Origin of the sequence: Serratia montpellierensis (genome assembly GCF_020858655.1) — a bacterium.
Lineage (GTDB): Bacteria > Pseudomonadota > Gammaproteobacteria > Enterobacterales > Enterobacteriaceae > Serratia > Serratia montpellierensis.
In genome coordinates this window covers 1,025,062-1,041,228 of record NZ_VOSN01000005.1, presented here as the reverse complement: position 1 = coordinate 1,041,228, position 16,167 = coordinate 1,025,062, and the positions used below count along the sequence as shown (strand labels likewise).

The following is a 16,167-nucleotide window of genomic DNA, read 5'->3' as shown; positions in this document are numbered from 1 at the left end:
AAATCGCTAAAACGCCCATCGTAATCTTTAATTTTGCTCAGGATTAAATCGTAAGGTTGATACATCTCTCATTTTAGAATTATTCGGATCTTCCTGATAGTTCTCAGCAGGTTAGTCTGTTGACCCGGTTGGTTAAAATATCGTCTCATTAGGTTTATTTTGGATTTAGGGAGTTCCAGGATGGGACAACAACAAGAAGGGATAAAACGGGTGTTAACGGTGGGTGAAATTAATTTGGCCCGTTCCGTGTTTGGCAGGTCAGTTTTCTATGAGAAAGTGTTTGTTCACTGCGATAGCTATCTGCCGTTTGGGCTGCAAGCCAGCAGAACGGCGATGGCACCCAACGGAGAAGTCTGGTTTAGACAAGCCTTATATAAGGCTGATTTTTCCACGGCCGCTGCAGGTTTCCAGCATGTATTTATCCACGAAATGAGCCATGTCTGGCAGCACCAAAAAGGCATGTGGGTGAGAACCCGAGGGTTATTGAGTTGGGCTGCTGAATACAAATATCGACTCGATGGTAAACAGCTGTTGCATAACTACTCCATGGAACAGCAGGCTTCAATCATCGCTGATTATTGGTTCCTGAAGAAGTATGGTTACACTATCTGGCTGGGCGCGATTAACAATGGCGTGAATTTTCAGGGCGTAACGGATAAAACGATCGCCAGAAAATACGAATATGCGCTTTCTCAGTTTCTTAAGCAGAGGTAACAGGATGAACCGCATTATTTTGGCTGGAACGCTAACTTTGTTGCTCGCCGGCTGCATGCACATGAACGATCCGAGGCCAAAAAACTACGCGGCCAACGTCACTGTCGTTGATAACCACGTTTGTGTGCGGGTTCAACCAGAAGGGGACGAGCGGTTGGCCGGCGTCGTTATCGAAGAAATCGGCAACGCCAATGCTATCTTCGGCAAGCACTTCGCGGATAACGAGATGCCTGCGGTCACCGCGGCTACGTGCATTCCCGACGATAACTATAAATTCGAAGGCGGGAAGTCTTACGGGGTATCGGTGACGCTGTTGTCGCGGGATAAACGAAGTAATGGTCTTGAGCCTGCCGCCCGGCTATTCGGCGCTGGGTTTAGTGTTCGCAATGAAAATAGCACCATCCAGGTGGTTCCTGCTCGCTAACGGATGTTGAAAGCCATACGGGCATAAGGTGGGATGTCGAACCGCCTTATGCCGTAGCCGGGTTTTTTATTTCGCCTTGCGGAAGCTTTTCGCCTCGGCCGGTGAGTTGACCATCACGCCGTCGGCGCCCAGCGCCAGCGCCTGCTGATACTCTTGCGGCGAGTTGACGCCGAACAGGATGATGTGCGCCGGGCCCTGCGAGCGGAAACAGTCCATCGACTCTTTATCCCAGGTCAGAAACGCCTTCGAACGCCCTTCGCCGAGGGTATATTTCTCCACCACCTCCACCTCGCGCTTCAGCTCCAGTCCGTACCAGCGCGGCTGGCGGTTGTCCGGTTTGACGTCGCACTGGTGCGCCATGGTGATATTGGCCAGCAGCGTGCGGGTTTCGTCGCGGCTTTCGAAGCGCGGGACGGCCGGCGGCAGCGCCTGCAGGTATTTGGCGTCGGTAGAGTAGACGCGGGTGCGATTCAGGCTGTCGGTGCTTTCCAGCGTCGCCAGCAGCGCCTGGCCAAACTGCGCCGGATCGGCGTCCGGGGATTTGATGTCCAGATAGAAGGTGACGTGCGGAAACGCTTTAAGCACGTCGTCGAGCCGTGGAATGCCGATGCCCTGGCCGCGGAACGGGTGCGCATCACCCTTGGCGAAGGCCCAACCGGCGTCGATCTCGGCCAGCTGCGCGGCGGTATAGGCAGAGACCGGGCCCTGCCGGTTGGTCAGCGCTTTCAGGTCCGAGGGGCGATACAGCACGATGACGCCGTCTTTGGATTCTTGCAGGGTGATCCAGATGGCGTCGGCGCCGTTTTTCAGCGCGGTTTCGATGGCGATGCGGGTGTTCTCCGGCGCATCGGCGGTGCCGCCGCGGTGGGCGACGATCGCCGGCGCATGACCGGCGGTGGCGCTGGCCGCCAGCGCGCTCAGCGACAGCGCGGAAGCCAGCAGCAAAGAAGAAAATCTGATCATGTAGGGTACCTTGTCGTTATCGTTGTGGTGAGCCGCACGGGATGGCGGAAATCATACTATTGAAAAATTAAGCTTTTTTAACAACGCGGAAATATCTGGCGGAAACGGTGCTTTCGTCGAATCCTGCGGCCTTGAGCTTTCGGTATCTGACTGTATACTTATACAGTGTTACTGGAGGGTGCGATGCGTAAAATCATTCATGTCGATATGGACTGCTTCTTCGCAGCGGTGGAAATGCGCGACGATCCCAGCCTGCGCGATATCCCGCTGGCGATTGGCGGCAGCGCCGATCGCCGCGGGGTGATCAGCACCGCCAACTATCCGGCGCGGCGCTACGGCGTGCACAGCGCCATGTCCACGGCGATGGCGCTCAAGCTGTGTCCGCATCTCACCCTGCTGCCGGGGCGCATGGCGGCCTACAAAGAGGCCTCGCTGCACATCCGCGAAATCTTCGCCCGCTATACCCCGCTGATCGAGCCGCTGTCGCTCGATGAAGCCTATCTCGACGTGACCGACAGCCCGCAATGCAACGGTTCGGCGACGCTGATCGCCCAGGAGATCCGCCAGGCGATCGCCGACGAACTGAACCTCACCGCGTCGGCCGGCATCGCGCCAATCAAGTTTCTCGCCAAAATCGCCTCCGAGATGAACAAGCCGAACGGGCAATACGTGATCACGCCGGCGCAGGTGCCGGCGTTTTTGCAGCAGCTGCCGCTCAGCAAGATCCCCGGCGTCGGCAAGGTGACCGCCAAGCGGCTGGAGGAAGTGGGGCTTATCACCTGCGCCGACGTGCAGCAATACGATTTGGCGCAGCTGCTCAAGCGCTTCGGCAAGTTCGGCCGGGTGCTGTGGGAGCGCTGTCAGGGCATCGATCGGCGCGAAATCTCTCCTGAGCGGCTGCGCAAATCGGTGGGGGTGGAGCGCACGCTGGCGGAGGATATTCACGACTGGGAAGACTGCGAAACGCTGATTATCGACAAACTCTATCCCGAGCTGGAGATGCGGCTGCGCAAGGTGAAGCCGGATCTGCAGATCGCCCGGCAGGGCGTGAAGCTGAAGTTTCAGGATTTTCAGCAAACCACCCAGGAGCACGTGTTCCCGGTGCTGAACCGGCAGGATTTGCTGGAGGTGGCGCGGCAGGCGTGGCGCGAGCGGCGCGAAGGGCGCGGCGTGCGGCTGGTGGGGTTGCATGTGACGCTGCTCGATCCGCAGCTGGAGCGGCAGCTGGCGCTGTCGTGGGAATAAAAAAGCCGGCGGTCGCCGGCTTTTTGCGTTAAGCGTGCAGATTACGCGCGCTCAGGGATTGCTTTCAGCAGCGAGGTCAGCAGCTTCCAGTACAGGCCGACGCTTTCGATATGCACCTGCTCATCCGGCGAGTGCGGGCCGGTGATGGTTGGCCCGATCGATACCATGTCCATGTTTGGATACGGCTTTTTGAACAGACCGCATTCCAGACCGGCGTGGATCACCATGATGTTCGGCGTCTTGTCGAACAGATCCTGATACAGCTCGCGCACCAGGTGCATCACCGGCGAGTCGGCGTCCGGCTGCCAGCCCGGGTAGCCGCCCTTCGGCGCCACCTTGGCGCCGGCCAACTGGCCCAGCGCGGTCAGCATCTCGACCACGTAGTCTTTGCCGCTGTCGATCAGGGAGCGGATCAGGCAGATGATTTCCGCTTCGTTTTCGCTGGTGGTGACCACGCCGACGTTCAGCGAGGTTTCCACCACGCCTTTCACCGCGTCGCTCATGCGGATCACGCCGTTCGGCGTGCCGTTCAGCAGCGCCAGGAAGCGCTGCTGGCTGTCGGCGCTCAGCGCCTGCGAAGCGCTGGTGGTCGGCTCCAACAGCACGGTGATGTTCTTCTCTTTGGCGGAGAGTTCGTTCTGCAGCACGGTCAGGAACTCCTGGCTCAGCGCTTTCAGCGCGTCGGCCTTGTCTGCCGGTACCGCAACCACCGCGGAGGCTTCACGCGGGATGGCGTTGCGCAGGGTGCCGCCGTTCAGATCCAGCACGCGCAGGTTCAGCGCTGCCGCATGGGCGAACAGGAAGCGCGCCAGCAGTTTATTGGCGTTGCCCAGCCCGACGTGGATCTCGGCGCCGGAGTGGCCGCCTTTCAGGCCCTTGAGGGTCAGCTTCAGGGTTTGGTAACCGGCCGGCACCGCTTCGCGCTGCAGCGGCAGGGTGGTGATGAAGTCGATACCGCCGGCGCAACCCATGTAGATTTCGCCTTCTTCTTCGGAGTCGGTATTGATCAGGATGTCCGCCTGCAGCCAGTTCGGCTGCAGCCCGAAGGCGCCGTCCATACCCGCTTCTTCGGTCATGGTCAGCAGCACTTCCAGCGGGCCGTGCTCAACGCTGTCGTCGGCCAGCACCGCCAGGGCGGAGGCCATGCCGATGCCGTTGTCGGCGCCCAGCGTGGTGCCGCGTGCTTTCACCCACTCGCCGGCGATATAAGGCTGGATCGGATCCTTGGCGAAGTCGTGCACGGTGTCGTTATTCTTTTGCGGCACCATGTCCAGGTGCGCCTGCAGTGCGACCGGCTTGCGGTTTTCCATGCCTTTGGTGGCCGGTTTGCGCAGCAGGATATTGCCGACCTGATCACGCTCGGCGTGCAGGTTCTTTTCTTTGGCCCAGGTGAGGATGTGCTGCGCCAGCGCTTCTTCATGATAAGAAGGGTGTGGGATAGAACAGATCTTGGCGAAAATATCCCACAGCGGCTGTGGCGAAAGCTGAGACAATTCAGACACTATAAGTCTCCTGTGACGGCAGGCTCCGACAGGACGGGCGTGCCGCGCGGTTAAGGTGAGTGGGCATCTGTGCGTCGTGGCACGATCATCAGAGAATATCACTTTATTTCCGGCGGTGCGCGCCCCGTATTGTGCGGTTTAAGCGCTTGATCACACGGCTTCGCGGCGGGAACGTTCGTTTTTTCAGCATCAATCACCGGAAAGCCGCGTGGCGGAAATCACGAGGTTTTCCTCGGTACAGCTGGAATTCAATGCGGCCAGTCTCTATAATCTCGCGCAACCTTTTTTCCCCTGAACTATAAAATAAGCCGCTTCACCGCCGGCTGGGACACGATTCTATGAGCGAAAAATACGTTGTTACCTGGGATATGCTGCAAATGCACGCACGCAAGCTGGCGCACCGCCTGCTGCCTGCCGACAAATGGACAGGCATCATTGCCGTAAGCCGCGGCGGTCTGGTACCGGCGGGCCTGCTGGCGCGCGAACTGGGCATCCGCTATGTGGATACCGTCTGCATTTCCAGCTATGACCATGACAACCAACGCGAAATGAAAGTGCTCAAGCGCGCCGAAGGCGACGGTGAAGGCTTCATCGTGGTGGACGATCTGGTGGATACCGGCGGCACCGCGAAAGCGATCCGCGATATGTACCCGAAAGCGCATTTCGTCACCATCTTCGCCAAACCGGCGGGCCGTCCGCTGGTGGACGACTATGAGGTCGACATCCCGCAGGATACCTGGATCGAACAGCCGTGGGACATGGGCGTCAGCTTCGTTCCCCCGATCGGCGGCCGCTAAGCCTAGCCAGTTCTAAGTCAACGCCCGGTTATGCCGGGCGTTTGCGTTATCTTGGTTTATCCTGCCAGAGTTAGGTACACTACCTCCAGTTAAGTAGGCCTTTTGCGGCCTATCGCCAGATTTACGGAGGCTGTTGTTACCATGGCACAGGCCAACCTTTCTGAAATTCTTTTCAAGCCCAAATTCAAACACCCCGAAACCTCGACGTTGGTGCTGCGCGCGCGCAACAAAGTGAGCGCCGCCATGCATTCCGCATTGGAAGGCGACACCACCGGCAGCTGGTACCGCATGCTGAATCCGCTGCTGTGGGCCTGGCGCGGCGTCAGCCCGATCGAAATCCACGAAGTGCTGGCGCGCATCGCCGCCTCCGACGCCGAGCGCAGCAATCCGCAGCGGCTGGATACCGTGGTGGGCTACCGCAACGGCAACTGGATCTACGAGTGGATCCATCAGGGCATGCAGTGGCAGCAACGGGCGACGGAGCAGCAGGATCCGCTGCTCGGCGGCGAATACTGGCTGAAGGCCGCGAGCCTGTACAGCATCGCCGGTTACCCGCACCTGAAGGGCGACGAATTGGCCGAACAGGCGGAGATGCTCGCCAACCGCGCTTACGAAGAGGCGGCGCTGCTGCTGCCGTATCAGCTGAAAGAGCTAGAGTTTCGCATCGAAGGCGGCGGCAGCGTCACCGGCTTCCTGCACATGCCGGAGAAGGGCGAGGCGCCGTTCCCGACGGTGCTGATGTGCGGCAGCCTCGACACGCTGCAGACCGACTACCACCGTCTGTTCCGCGACTACCTGGCGCCGCACGGCATCGCCATGCTGACGCTCGACATGCCGTCAATCGGTTCTTCGTGCAAATGGAAGCTGACGCAGGACTCCAGCTACCTGCACCAACAGGTGCTGATCCAGCTGGCCTCGGTGCCGTGGGTGGATCATCAGCGGGTGAGCGCCTTCGGCTTCCGCTTCGGCGCCAATGTGGCGGTGCGGCTGGCCTACCTGGAGCCGCAGCGGCTGCGCGGCGTAGCCTGCCTGGGGCCGGTGGTGCATCGCCTGCTGTGCGACAGCAGCACCCAGCTGAACGTGCCGGACATGTATATGGACGTGCTGGCCAGCCGCATGGGCATGGCCAACGCTTCCGACAACGTGCTGAAGGTGGAGCTGAACAGCTACTCGCTGAAAATGCAGGGGCTGCTGGGGCGCCGCTGCCCAACGCCGATGATCTCCGGCTACTGGGAGCGCGATATGCTCAGCCCGAAAGAAGAGTCGCAGCTGATCGTCACCTCCTCGGTGAGCGGCAAGCTGGTCGCCATCCCGCGCACCCCGGTTTACGACAGCTTCCACCGGGCGTTGCTGCAGATGTCCGGTTGGCTGAGGGACAAAATGCGTTAATTAGTTGCTAAATTTTAACAGTTTGTTAAAAAGAGTGGTCTACATTGAGGAGGTTAGAGAATGACGTTACCGAGTGGTCACCCTAAAAGCCGACTAATGAAACGTTTTGCCAGCTTGGGGCCGTACCTGCGTGAAGGGCAATGTGAGAACGACCGGTTTTTCTTTGATTGTTTGGCCGTCTGCGTCAATGTAAAGCCTGCTCCGGAAAAGCGTGAGTTCTGGGGCTGGTGGATGGAGCTGCAGGCGGAAGAGGCGCGCTTCACCTATTCGTACCAATTCGGCCTGTTCGACAAGGAAGGCGACTGGACGGCGCAAAACATTAAGGATGATGAAGTGAACGCCAAGCTGGAAGACACCCTGCGCGACTTCCATCGCCGCCTGGGCGAACTGCTGGCGACCATGGAACTGGGGCTGGAACCCGCCGACGATTTCAAAGAAAAACTGATCAAACTCTCCGCCTGACCCCGTTTGACCACGTATTGTGCTGATTTCGCGTTGTGCCTGTTGGCATAACGCGTCTCTCCTGTTACAAAGACCTTTGCACCCTTATTCTCATCATACCCTATAGCTTTCGAGTTGCGGCTAGGCGGCAAGCGCGGGAATCCCCAGGAGCTTACTGAGGTAAGTGACTGGGGTGAGTGCGTGCAGCCAACAACGCTGCGGCTTGAAAGATGACGGGTATATTATACGGCAGAAATACTATGAACGGCAGCCAGACATTGGTTGTGAAATTGGGCACCAGCGTGTTGACCGGCGGATCGCTGCGTCTGAACCGCGCCCACATCGTCGAATTGGTGCGCCAGTGCGCGCAGCAACACGCCGCGGGCCACCGCATCGTCATCGTCACCTCCGGCGCCATCGCCGCCGGGCGCGAACACCTGGGCTACCCCGAGCTGCCCGCCACCATCGCCTCCAAGCAGCTGCTGGCAGCGGTAGGGCAGAGCCGGCTGATCCAGCTGTGGGAACAGCTGTTCTCCATTTACGGCATTCACGTCGGGCAGATGCTGCTGACGCGCGCCGATCTGGAAGACCGCGAGCGCTTCCTCAACGCGCGCGACACCATGACGGCGCTGCTGGACAACCGCATCGTGCCGGTAATCAATGAGAACGACGCCGTCGCCACCGCCGAAATCAAGGTGGGCGACAACGATAACCTGTCGGCGCTGGCGGCCATTCTGGCCGGGGCCGACAAACTGCTGCTGCTGACCGATCAGCAGGGCCTCTACACCGCCGATCCGCGCAACAACCCGCAGGCCGAACTGATCCGTGAAGTGCACGGCATCGACGACGCGCTGCGCGCCATCGCCGGCGACAGCGTCTCCGGTCTGGGCACCGGCGGCATGGGCACCAAGCTGCAGGCAGCCGACGTGGCCTGCCGCGCCGGCATCGACGTGGTGATCGCCGCGGGCAGCAAGCCGGGCGTGGTGGCGGACGTGATCGAAGGCAAGCCGGTGGGCACCCGTTTCCACGCGTTGGAAACCCCGCTGGAAAACCGCAAGCGTTGGATCTTCGGCGCGCCACCGGCCGGTGAGATCACCGTCGACGACGGCGCGGTGGAAGCGATGATGGCGCGCGGCAGCTCGCTGTTGCCAAAGGGCATCCGCGAAGTGAAGGGCGACTTCTCGCGCGGCGAAGTGATCCGCATCCGCAACCTGACGGGGCGCGATCTGGCGCACGGCGTCAGCCGCTACAACAGCGATGCGATGCGGATGATCGCCGGGCACCACTCGCAGGAAATCAGCGAGATCCTCGGTTATGAATACGGTCCGGTGGCAGTGCACCGCGACGATATGATTGTCAGTTAAGGAGTGAGCATGCTGGAGCAGATGGGGAAGGCCGCCAAGCAGGCCTCCTGGCAGCTGGCGGTGCTGAGCACGGCGAAGAAGAATCAGGTGCTGTCGGTGATGGCCGACAGGCTGGAAGCCAACAGTGAAGCGATCCTGCTGGCGAATGAACAAGACATGGCGCAGGCGCGCGCCACCGGCATGAGCGAAGCGCTGCTTGACCGCCTGCTGTTGACCCCGGCGCGGCTGGCGGCGATCGCCAACGACGTGCGCCAGGTGTGCCGCCTGAACGATCCGGTCGGCCACGTGTTGGACGGCAACCTGCTGGACAGCGGGCTGAAGCTGGAGCGCCGCCGGGTGCCGCTCGGCGTGATCGGCGTGATTTACGAGGCGCGGCCGAACGTCACCATCGACGTCGCCAGCCTGTGCCTGAAAACCGGCAACGCGGTGATCCTGCGCGGCGGTAAAGAGACGCATAACACCAACCAGGCAACGGTGAAAGTGATCCAGCAGGCGCTGGAGCAGTGCGGCCTGCCGGCGGCGGCGGTGCAGGCGATCGACAGCCCGGATCGTGCGCTGGTGAACGAACTGCTGCGCCTGGATCGCTATGTCGACATGCTGATCCCGCGCGGCGGCGCCGGCCTGCACAAGCTGTGCCGCGAGCAATCGACCATCCCGGTGATCACCGGCGGCATCGGCGTGTGCCATACCTACGTGGATGCCGACGTCGATTTCGACAAGGCGCTGACGGTCATTGAAAACGCCAAGATCCAGCGCCCGAGCGCCTGTAACTCGCTGGAGACGCTGCTGGTGAACCGCAGCATCGCCACCGAGTTCCTGCCGGCGCTGAGCGCTAAAATGGCGGCGGCGGGCGTGACGCTGCACGCGGCGGAAAACGCGCTGCCGCTGCTGCAGGGCGGCCCGGCGACGGTGGTGCCGGTGAACGCGGAAGATTACGACGATGAATGGCTGTCGCTGGATCTGAACGTGCTGCTGGTGGACGATATCGATCAGGCCATCGACCACATCCGCACCCACGGCACCAACCACTCCGACGCGATCCTCACCCGTTCGCTGAGCAGCGCCGAGCACTTCGTGCGCGCGGTGGACTCCTCGGCGGTGTACGTCAACGCCAGCACCCGCTTCACCGACGGCGGCCAGTTCGGCCTGGGTGCGGAAGTGGCGGTAAGCACCCAGAAACTGCACGCCCGCGGCCCGATGGGCCTGGATGCGCTGACCACCTACAAGTGGATTGGCTACGGCGACGATCTGGTGCGCAGCTAAGGCCGCATTGCGGTAGTAAAGACGTCAGGGCGCAGCGGGCTGCGCCCTGATTTTTTTTGCAGCGTAGCTGCAGTGCGGCTGTTTGCAAAACAACCAAACGCCCCGGCGGCTATTGACTCATTTCACGCACAGGTCTACCTTGTTCAACGCACTTCCGGCTTGCCCCGCAGGCCCGGCTCGATGCCGATATAGCTCAGTTGGTAGAGCAGCGCATTCGTAATGCGAAGGTCGTAGGTTCGACTCCTATTATCGGCACCACTCCCTCTCCAGACTCCATTTGCTTACCCTTTCGCCGGTTAAACAACCGTTTAATTAATCACTGTTATAATTACCCCTGTTGAGCCTTGATGGGTGAATGTTTTCTCCTCAAGCATTGCGATGCGGCGCTCTGTGGAGCGGCATCCGTTTTTGGACATGCCGGTGGTTCGGTGAGAAGTAAGGAGAAGTGCACTATGAGCAGAAAAGACAAGCTCGCGGCGGCCCTGCTGGCCATCTTCCTGGGTGGGCTGGGCATTCACAAGTTTTACTTAGGGATGAAGTGGTGGGGGCTGTTCTACCTGCTGTTCTGCTGGACGGGGATCCCGGCGATTGTCGGCTTTATCGAAGGCATTATTTATCTGTTCCAATCGGAAGAGAAGTTCAATCAGAAATACAATCCGGGTCTGATTTAACGCGTTTTCTGGCGGCGCCTCCTGTTAAGGGAAGCGCCGTTTTTCATTCCGTTACTGTTTCTTCATCATCATCTTGCCGCGCATCTCTTTGCTCATCATTTTATTCGAGCTGGAAATGACGCAGTTATATTGCTTACCTTGGTTAATGATCATAAAGGTGCTGACCGGATCTTTAAAATTCTTGTCGATGGTGAAATAAATATAGGCCTGCGGCAACGCGGCCGGTTTAAAGGCGCCGAAGGCATACACATCCGCCAGGCCCAGCGCGGAGAGATCGACCGTCAGCTCCATCGGTTTCATAGAGTCCGGCGATGGGAACATCGACTTCGCTGACATCATCATGGTGCTGCTGTTGATGGTGTAATCGGTTTTGACCTTCATGCCCATATATTTCGATTCCGGCATGGAAAGTTCTTTTTTGCAGGCGGCGTCGTGCTGCGGCGCCGGGCTGCCGTTTTCCATCACGGCATGCACATGTTCCAGCATCACCGCCGCGCTGCCGGTGGTAGGCTGCGCATCAGCCGCGTAAGCCGCGCCGCTGAAGGCGGCCACAGAGGTAAGGATAATGCCTGTAACGATTTTCATTGTCGCTCTCCGGAATGCTAATAATGATATTAATTGCGGTGTGTAGCCTATTGGCTTGATAAAACGCAAGGTTACCCGTTCCGTGGAAATAAAATCCCCTCGGAATATTGCTATGAAATGGTTTTTCACCCTCGCGGATAACGGGGTTGATTTAACTTCCTAAACGCCTTTCTTTTTTTATTCGGCGTTTTACCTGCATATAAATAGTATGTCTAAACATAGTCAATGTTTAGAATATACACAAATTATTGCGGTTTTTTTCCCCTTTTATCTTTTTGGTTTTAATAAGGTTGCGAATATTGCATTGAGATACAGAGGGTTATCTTTTTATGTTGAAATTACTCTGTGAAGCGTTATTTATGTGATCTCTGTAGTCACAGAAATAACGCTGAAATTATTACCTTTCTATTGAATGGCTAATTATCCATGGCATAGGCTTCAACCCCTTGCGTTTCCTGCGCTAGAATCAGGCGGTTTTCTCGTGGAAAAGGATATCGCTATGGCCGCCTGGGCCCTTTTGATCGTCGGTTGGGGGTTGATTTGGCAGGATCACCCGATTTTCGGCGTGCTGTGCATCGCGCTGTTTGCCGTGCTGCAATGGGTGAAGTACGCCGCTAAAGGCGCGCAAGATCCCGAAGCGGCCGCAGAGTGGCGCAAGACCGACTGGCGCTCGCAGCCGATTGAAATGGCGCACGCCGGCGACAGCGATCGGCGGATTGGCGGCGTGGGGGAGCTGGGCATGGGCGGCCCCAATTTTTGGACGCTGCTGCTGCGTGACGGGGCGATTGTGCATGGCGCCTGTGCGGCGGCGCAGGACGTGGACGATGGCAAGCTGCGCCTGATCCCGACCCGCAGTCGTGAGGGTGAGGGGCTGACGGTGTACGAGCCTGCCGCCCGGATGATGTACGCGCTGCCGGCATTGACCGATCGCGAGCAGGCGGCGTTGGCCGCCGGTGCCGCCGAGGCGCTGGCGCGGCTGCGGGCGAGGTGTCGACAGGCGGAGGCCACGCCGTTGCATCCGGTGCGCGGTCTGTGGGTGCCGCCGTGGACAGAGGATCCGGCCGATCGTCTGGAGATCGCCTTGCCCAACGGCCGCGTGCTGGCGGCGCGCTCGATGTTGCCGGCGGATCTGCGCCAGGCGGACGATCCTGCCGCGCTGCTGCACGCGCCGCCTTATGAGCTGTTGCTGGATAACAGGCCGACCGATCGCTTCGTGCGCGATCTCGAGCGCGTGGCGGGATCCCCGGCGGGCTGCGGCTTGAGCTTCGGCGGTTGCCAGTTCCGCGGCGAGCATATCGTCGATGGTCTGTACCATCTGTACTTCGCCGGTGAGTGGTTCAGCCTGCTCGCTTACGCGCATAAACCGGCGGGCGGGCGTGGTTCCGACACCACCTTTTTCGTCGAGCGGGTCGAGCCGCAAGACGGCGGGGTGTTTGTGATTGAATGGGATGCCTACAGCGTGGGGCCCGACGGGCGTGAGCCGCGCGTGCCGGCCCCGCCGGTATTGGTTATCGCGGTGAGCTGGCAGGAAACGCCGCTGCAGCTGCCCACGGCCAATAACCGCGTGACCGTGCGTTTGCCCAACGCCACGGCGTAAGGCTTAGGGCAGCACCCTGACTTCGCCGTTGTGCAAGGTCAGCACCGCGATCGGGCTGCCGGAGAAGCACTCCCTAAAGATCCAGTCGCTGGGCCGAAACGCCGCCGCAGGCAGCCCGGCCTGCCACTCCTCCCACTGCGGGGCTGGCCGATCCGGCGGCAACAAGAAGGTGACCAGCCAACCGGCTTCGCAGTGCACCCTTTGGCCGCTCGGGCGGGTAAAGGTGTGCGCGCTCGCCAGCTCCATCACCGGCGGTAAAACCTCGAAGGCGATGATCGGCACGCCGGCCACGCTCTGCGGCTGAGGAAAACGCACGGCGGTCACGCCGTTCATCGTGATGGGGCTGTCTTCGGTGCCGGGCAGGCGTGGCTCCTGGCGGTTTACCCAGCTGCCTTTCGGCAGCGTCGTTTCACCGAACGGCTTTGCTTCGTCGAGCGTCAGGTAGCTGCGTTGATTCCAACGATCTTCCGCCCGCTGGCTCTTGATGTCCTGGATGGCCATGCCGATAAGCATCAGCGCGCACGCCACCGGGTAGACCGCCAGCGCCGAGGCCAGCAGATAGCCGCCCCAGGAGAGCGGCGGTCGCGGTCGGCCGCAGCGGGCGGCGATGTAGCGCCGGCCCCACCAGGCGATCAGGATGCCGGCGAGCAGCAGGGCCAACAACAGCGCCAGCAATCCTGCGGCGCCGGCGCCATAGCCTAACAGCATGGCAAGCTCCTTATGTTCACGGCGTGGTGGAACGATAGCGAACGAAGTAGGGCAGTGGCGGGGTCTTCCCGTCATCGCCATAGTGGCTTTCCGGTTCGATCACAGTTTGGCGTGCGTCGTCGCGCCCGTTGTAGCGGTATTCCAACGGCTGTCGGTAGCGCACGTCGGATGAGCGCAGATCGAAAATCAGCGAAAGGCGCGCATCGCCGTTATCCGTTTGGGCGACCAGCTTGTCGTTGCCCGCCCACAGCTGATACAGCGATTTATCGCCGTTTTCCAACAGCACCGCCAACTGCCCGTCGGATTGATAACGCAGGAGCTGATACAGCCCTCTGTCCAGCGTTTGCGCGATCAGGTAGATGCCGCCATCCGGAGCCTGCGCGCTTTCCTTCACGCGTACCGGTAGCCAATGCAGTTCGGCCACCTCGCCGGTTTTGCCGTTAACGGCAATGTGCAAGGCGCCGGAACCGAGCACCGGGTTCATCCAGAACAGCACGCGTTCGCCATCAACGCCGGTAAAGATCTCGGGCATGGATTTGCGCTTTCCGGCGGCGTTAGCCGTCGGTGAGTCCTCCTCGCCGCGCTCAAAGCCCAGCAGCTGCCGCGCGTCCAGCTGCGCCGGCAGATCCAGCGTTTGCCGCCAATGGGCGCCAAAGTCCGGGCTGTAGAATACGCCTTCGGTGCTGATGAAATACAGCGCGCGTTGCCCCGGCAGCGCCACCAGTTTGCCGCCGATAAAGGAAGGCTGGTTGTCGTCGCCCTCCGGCCAGGGGATCAGCGCCCCGAGGGTGCCCCGTTGCACATCGACCAGCCGGCGCCCCTTGGACAGAAAAAGCGCGCACTCCTGCTCGACGCAAACCGCATCGTAGATCGATTCGTCGAGTTGCCCCAGCATCTGCAACCCCTTCGGGCCGGTGAATAACACCTGGCTGAGGTAGCTGGCCGCCCAGCCGTAAAAGCTATTGTAGGCCCCGCGTTCACTCCTTTTGCTGATGAGCAGCAGAGCGCCGTCCTGCGCCGGGTAGCTGTGGATGAGATCGTAACGGGCTATCGTCGGCAAGGCTTCGTCGCTCTGGGTCCATTGCCACTGTGCATAGCGTTGTTCAGGGGCGAGGAAATAGACGCCCAGCGCGCTGGCCAAAAACAGCATCAGGATAATAAGGGGTCTTTTATAAAGCGCTAACGTCATCATTTCAGCTCCGTCACCTGTTCCTGCCGCCATAGCCTGCGGCGCAGATGGCGCAGGTATTTGAACGTTTTAAACGTGCGGTGCTGGTCAAACGCATAGAGGCGGCAGATCTGGGCGAAGCCCTCGATCAGCAGCGCCAGGCCGCTGATCATCAGCATCAGCAGCAGCAGAATCGGCGGCAATTCACTGCCGAGGCGCTTCAGGGTCCAGGCATCCAGGTAAAAGCCCGCTGGGGTATCGGCGTTATCCCACACGATCATGCCGAGCATCAAACACATCATGATCGCGCCGAGGATGAAGACGACGCGCGCGCTCAGGTTAAGGCCGGCTTCGGTGAAGTAGCGGCTGCCGCCGATGAGATAGGTCTGGCGGTCGCGGTGATTGATGATCCCACGCACCGTCGGCAACTCGGGGACGGTGTCGTTTTCGCAATACAGCACCTGCAGCGGATCGCCTTTGGCGATGAAAAGCGGATGTTGCCGACGAAATACCGGATGCAGTTTGGTATTGGGGACGTTGAGCGCGCGGGTCGTCAACGCGAAGTGCGTCTCCTTCTGGCGCCACGCATAAGTGTCCAAATACTGCACCTGCCGCGGGAGCTTATAGTTGCGGAGTTTGTAGCTCAGGGCGTTGACCGTCTCGATGCCGGAGGCCTCGACGCCGTTCGGGAGGGGAGGCGCGGTCTGCAGCGGTGCGGTCGCCGGCACGGCGTCTGCACGGACGGCCCGATATCTGATACCGGGGATGTTCAGGCTGAGCGAGCCGGGCGGCGTGACGTCTTGCCCCTGCAGCACGCGATCCAGCGCCCTGAGCAGGCGCCTGCGGCCGCGGTGCGCAATCAACAGGAGCTCCGAACCGACGAACAGCACCAGGCCGATGCCGATAAGGCCGGCGATGATGGCGATAAAAAACAGGACGAGGGTCAGCCAGGAATCTTCCCGGTCCATGATGAAAAAGCTCGCCGGGAAACCACCGGCCAGCACGATGCCCAGCAGCAGCAGGGCAAAGTATTTCAGCTTGTATTTCAGCGTTCTGTCGGGCTCCAGGCGGCCTTTCGTGCCGTGCAGCAGCCAGTGCAGCCAGTAGCTGCCGTCCCGCAGGCGGTGGGCGCCGATCTTCACCCGATCGCCGGCGGCGAGCGTGGCCAGCAGGTTTTCGCTGTCGCTGAAGTCGTCACGGTAAAAAAAGAACGTCTGGCCGGAAGCGATGAGCCTCACCAGATTGTCGGGCGCCGTCTGTTGGCAAGCGCATTGCTCGACGGTCACATGAAAAAATTGGGTTTGCATGTCATTCCCTGTCAGCGGGCGTGGCCCGA

Annotated in this window: 16 protein-coding genes and 1 tRNA gene; 11 read left to right on the top strand and 6 right to left on the bottom strand. The window is 60.2% G+C overall.

The window, feature by feature from the left end; all coding sequences use genetic code 11:
• Positions 1-180 precede the first annotated feature (180 nt).
• On the top strand, positions 181-714 hold the full coding sequence (locus FUU19_RS10440) for a type IV secretion protein Rhs (RefSeq protein ID WP_206196042.1): 534 nt from the start codon (positions 181-183) through the stop codon (positions 712-714).
• 4 nt (positions 715-718) lie between these two features.
• On the top strand, positions 719-1,138 hold the full coding sequence (locus tag FUU19_RS10435) for a putative T6SS immunity periplasmic lipoprotein (protein WP_230490037.1): 420 nt from the start codon (positions 719-721) through the stop codon (positions 1,136-1,138).
• A 66-nt stretch (positions 1,139-1,204) separates the two neighbouring features.
• On the opposite strand, the gene FUU19_RS10430 is transcribed toward FUU19_RS10435, so the two are convergent.
• Entirely contained in the window at positions 1,205-2,101 is an 897-nt protein-coding gene (locus FUU19_RS10430) for a glycerophosphodiester phosphodiesterase family protein (protein ID WP_230490038.1), read from the bottom strand.
• A 183-nt stretch (positions 2,102-2,284) separates the two neighbouring features.
• Between FUU19_RS10430 and dinB the strand changes: the two genes are divergently transcribed.
• Positions 2,285-3,346 (top strand): DNA polymerase IV, encoded by a 1,062-nt coding sequence (gene dinB, locus FUU19_RS10425; protein WP_141970804.1) that lies wholly within the window; start codon positions 2,285-2,287, stop codon positions 3,344-3,346.
• Positions 3,347-3,387: 41 nt separating this feature from the next.
• Here the strand turns inward: dinB and pepD are convergent, their stop codons facing one another.
• Positions 3,388-4,848, bottom strand: a complete 1,461-nt coding sequence (pepD, locus tag FUU19_RS10420; RefSeq protein WP_197790738.1) for a beta-Ala-His dipeptidase — start codon at positions 4,846-4,848, stop codon at positions 3,388-3,390.
• Positions 4,849-5,186: 338 nt separating this feature from the next.
• Between pepD and gpt the strand changes: the two genes are divergently transcribed.
• The 7 genes from gpt to FUU19_RS10385 all read left to right on the top strand — a co-directional run bounded on the left by gpt (position 5,187) and on the right by FUU19_RS10385 (position 10,773).
• Positions 5,187-5,645: a xanthine phosphoribosyltransferase gene (gene gpt, locus FUU19_RS10415; protein WP_025301674.1), complete on the top strand. Its 459-nt coding sequence runs from the start codon at positions 5,187-5,189 to the stop codon at positions 5,643-5,645.
• Positions 5,646-5,786: 141 nt separating this feature from the next.
• Entirely contained in the window at positions 5,787-7,034 is a 1,248-nt protein-coding gene (frsA, locus tag FUU19_RS10410; protein WP_230490039.1) for an esterase FrsA, read from the top strand.
• Positions 7,035-7,094: 60 nt separating this feature from the next.
• Positions 7,095-7,496, top strand: a complete 402-nt coding sequence (gene crl / locus FUU19_RS10405; protein ID WP_004930258.1) for a sigma factor-binding protein Crl — start codon at positions 7,095-7,097, stop codon at positions 7,494-7,496.
• Positions 7,497-7,735: 239 nt separating this feature from the next.
• A complete protein-coding gene (proB, locus tag FUU19_RS10400) occupies positions 7,736-8,839 on the top strand; it encodes a glutamate 5-kinase (protein ID WP_047572529.1) in 1,104 nt (367 codons plus the stop codon).
• A 9-nt stretch (positions 8,840-8,848) separates the two neighbouring features.
• On the top strand, positions 8,849-10,102 hold the full coding sequence (gene proA, locus FUU19_RS10395) for a glutamate-5-semialdehyde dehydrogenase (protein ID WP_060425303.1): 1,254 nt from the start codon (positions 8,849-8,851) through the stop codon (positions 10,100-10,102).
• A 182-nt stretch (positions 10,103-10,284) separates the two neighbouring features.
• Positions 10,285-10,360 (top strand) — tRNA-Thr (locus FUU19_RS10390).
• Between the two features lie 194 nt (positions 10,361-10,554).
• A complete protein-coding gene (locus tag FUU19_RS10385; protein WP_015376761.1) occupies positions 10,555-10,773 on the top strand; it encodes a TM2 domain-containing protein in 219 nt (72 codons plus the stop codon).
• A 51-nt stretch (positions 10,774-10,824) separates the two neighbouring features.
• Here the strand turns inward: FUU19_RS10385 and FUU19_RS10380 are convergent, their stop codons facing one another.
• A complete protein-coding gene (locus FUU19_RS10380; RefSeq protein WP_063990859.1) occupies positions 10,825-11,358 on the bottom strand; it encodes a hypothetical protein in 534 nt (177 codons plus the stop codon).
• A gap of 499 nt (positions 11,359-11,857) precedes the next feature.
• Here FUU19_RS10380 and FUU19_RS10375 point away from each other — a divergent pair, with 499 nt between their 5' ends.
• Positions 11,858-12,955, top strand: a complete 1,098-nt coding sequence (locus FUU19_RS10375; RefSeq protein ID WP_230490040.1) for a hypothetical protein — start codon at positions 11,858-11,860, stop codon at positions 12,953-12,955.
• A gap of 3 nt (positions 12,956-12,958) precedes the next feature.
• Here FUU19_RS10375 and FUU19_RS10370 read toward each other — a convergent pair whose 3' ends face one another.
• Genes FUU19_RS10370 through FUU19_RS10360 form a run of 3 tightly spaced genes read right to left on the bottom strand, consistent with a single transcriptional unit; the run spans position 12,959 to position 16,138 of the window.
• Positions 12,959-13,663, bottom strand: coding sequence for a hypothetical protein (locus FUU19_RS10370; protein ID WP_197833129.1), 705 nt, complete (start codon positions 13,661-13,663; stop codon positions 12,959-12,961).
• Positions 13,664-13,679: 16 nt separating this feature from the next.
• A complete protein-coding gene (locus FUU19_RS10365; RefSeq protein ID WP_230490041.1) occupies positions 13,680-14,855 on the bottom strand; it encodes a hypothetical protein in 1,176 nt (391 codons plus the stop codon).
• A complete protein-coding gene (locus tag FUU19_RS10360; protein ID WP_230490042.1) occupies positions 14,852-16,138 on the bottom strand; it encodes a hypothetical protein in 1,287 nt (428 codons plus the stop codon). Before FUU19_RS10360 ends, FUU19_RS10365 begins: the two co-directional genes overlap by 4 nt.
• Between the last annotated feature and the right edge of the window lie 29 nt (positions 16,139-16,167).